Origin of the sequence: Rubrivirga sp., from assembly GCF_049648075.1 — a bacterium.
Classification (GTDB): Bacteria; Bacteroidota; Rhodothermia; order Rhodothermales; family Rubricoccaceae; genus Rubrivirga.
Map to the genome: position 1 here is coordinate 1 of NZ_JBARYR010000667.1, position 2207 is coordinate 2207.

Here is a 2207-nt window from a genome sequence, read left to right on the forward strand (position 1 = left end):
CAACGGCTCGGCCCTCACCGGCCGCCGCGCCGACGACGGCGCGTGGGTCTACCACCTGACCGCCGAAGAGGGCGAGCACGAGTTCGCGCCCGGCCTCACCGCGACGTGCTGGGGCTACAACGGCCAGGTCCACGGGCCGACGTTCGAGGCCGTCGAGGGCGACCGCGTCCGCGTCTACGTCACGAACCGGCTCCCTGTCGCGACGACGGTCCACTGGCACGGGTTCTTCCTGCCGAGCGGGATGGACGGCGTCGGCGGGCTGAGCCAGGCGCCGATCTCGCCCGGCGAGACGTTCCTCTACGAGTTCCCGATCCGCCAGAACGGGACGTTCATGTACCACTCGCACCACGACGAGATGACCCAGATCGCTCTTGGGCTGACGGGCATGTTCGTGGTCCACCCTCGAGGCCGCGACGACGTCGACCGCGACGTCGCCATCATGTTGCACGAGTGGCTGGTCGAGCCCGGGACCTCGAGGCCGGACCCCAACGCCATGGCCGACTTCAACGTCCTGACCATGAACGCACGCGCGTTCCCCGGCACGGACCCCATCGTCGTCGGCCACAACGACCGGGTCCGGTTCCGCTTCGGCAACCTGTCCCCGATGGACCACCACCCGATCCACTTGCACGGCCACTACTGGAACCTCGTCGCGACCGACGGCGGCCCGATCCCGCCCGCCGGCCAATGGCCCGAGACCACCGTCCTGGTCCCGACCGGCAGCACCCGGACCGTCGAGTGGACCGCGGACGCGCTCGGCGATTGGGCCATGCACTGCCACATGACCCACCACGTCATGAACCAGATGGGCCACGGCGTCCCCAACACGGTCGGCGTGGACGGCCAGCGTCTCGATCGGGCCGTCCAGCCCGTCGCGCCCGGCTACCAAACGATGGGCCAGAATGGGATGGACGAGCACGGCGCCCACGTCGAGGCCGGCCACATGGCGGTCCCCGAGAACTCGATCCCGATGGTCGGGCAGGCCGGCCCCCACGGCTACATCACGATGGGCGGCATGTACACCAACGTGCTCGTCCGGCCCCGGCCCGTCGACGTCGACCGGTTCCCGGGCTGGTACGACAACCCACCGGGGACGCAGGCCCGCCCCGTCACCGCCGAGCGCGCCGCCCGCGACGGCGTCCAGATCACCTAGCCGACCTCGAGGGGGATCCCACCGTCGCGGGCGGGATCGGCCTCGAGGACGCCCCTTCTACCCCCCACAACTCCGGTCCCATGAACCCCTCGTACGGGCGCTTCGCCGCCATGATCATCACGTCGACGCTCGTCATGTTCGGGCTGATGTACTCGACCGTCTACACCGCCGACCACGTTTGGTGGAGCAGCACGAAGGGCTTCATGGCCCTTTACATGGGTGCGGCAATGGCCGTCGTCATGCTAGCGTTCATGCTCGACATGTACAAAGCCAAACGGGTGAACGCGGCCATCTTCGTGGGCAGCGCGGTCCTGTTCGCGACCTCGATGTGGCTGGTTCGGAGCCAAGAGACGGTCCAAGATGTGGCCTGGATGAAGGCGATGATTCCGCACCACTCCATCGCGATCTTGACCAGCGAGCGCGCCGAGATCTCCGACCCTCGCGTCCGCCAGCTCGCGAACGAAATCATCGACGCCCAGCGCCGTGAGATCGCCGAGATGGAAGCCCTGATCGATAGCCTAGAGACCCCGTAGCCATGTTCCGAATCGTCCTCGCCATCGCGTTCGTTACCGCGCTCGCCACCGGCGTCAGTGCGCAACACGACCACTCCGGACACAACCATGCTCCCGGCGAGCACAACTCGCGCGTCCCTTCGGGCCTGACGGCGAGCGACGCCGAGGGGCTCCTCTCCGGCGCAGGTCTCGGGATGGCACGCCCGGCCGAGGTCAACGGCTACCCCGGCCCGCTCCACGTCCTCGAGCTGGCCGAGCCGCTCCTGCTCACCGACGAGCAGCGCGAGACGGCCGAGCAACTCCGCGCCGAAATGCTAGAAGAGGCCATCCCCCTCGGCCGCCAGCTGATCGATGCGGAGCGGTCGCTCGATGCCGTGTTCCTGTCCGGGACGGCCACCACGGACGACGTCGAGCGCGCCGTCGCCATAGCGGCAGCGGCCCACGCCCGGCTCCGCGCCGTCCACCTGCGGACGCACCTCGCCATGCGCGACGCCATGACCGACGACCAGATCGCGGCCTACGCCCGGCTCCGCGGCTACGAG

General features: G+C 69.1%; 3 protein-coding genes. All 3 read left to right on the top strand.

From position 1 onward, the window contains the following. On the top strand, nucleotides 1-1153 hold a 1153-nt coding region (locus tag WBA11_RS17920; RefSeq protein WP_424521999.1), incomplete at its 5' end, for a multicopper oxidase family protein. A gap of 80 nt (nucleotides 1154-1233) precedes the next feature. Further along, nucleotides 1234-1686, top strand: coding sequence for a DUF305 domain-containing protein (locus WBA11_RS17925; protein WP_424522000.1), 453 nt, complete (start codon nucleotides 1234-1236; stop codon nucleotides 1684-1686). Nucleotides 1687-1688: 2 nt separating this feature from the next. Then, on the top strand, nucleotides 1689-2207 hold a 519-nt coding region (locus tag WBA11_RS17930), incomplete at its 3' end, for a hypothetical protein (RefSeq protein ID WP_424522001.1).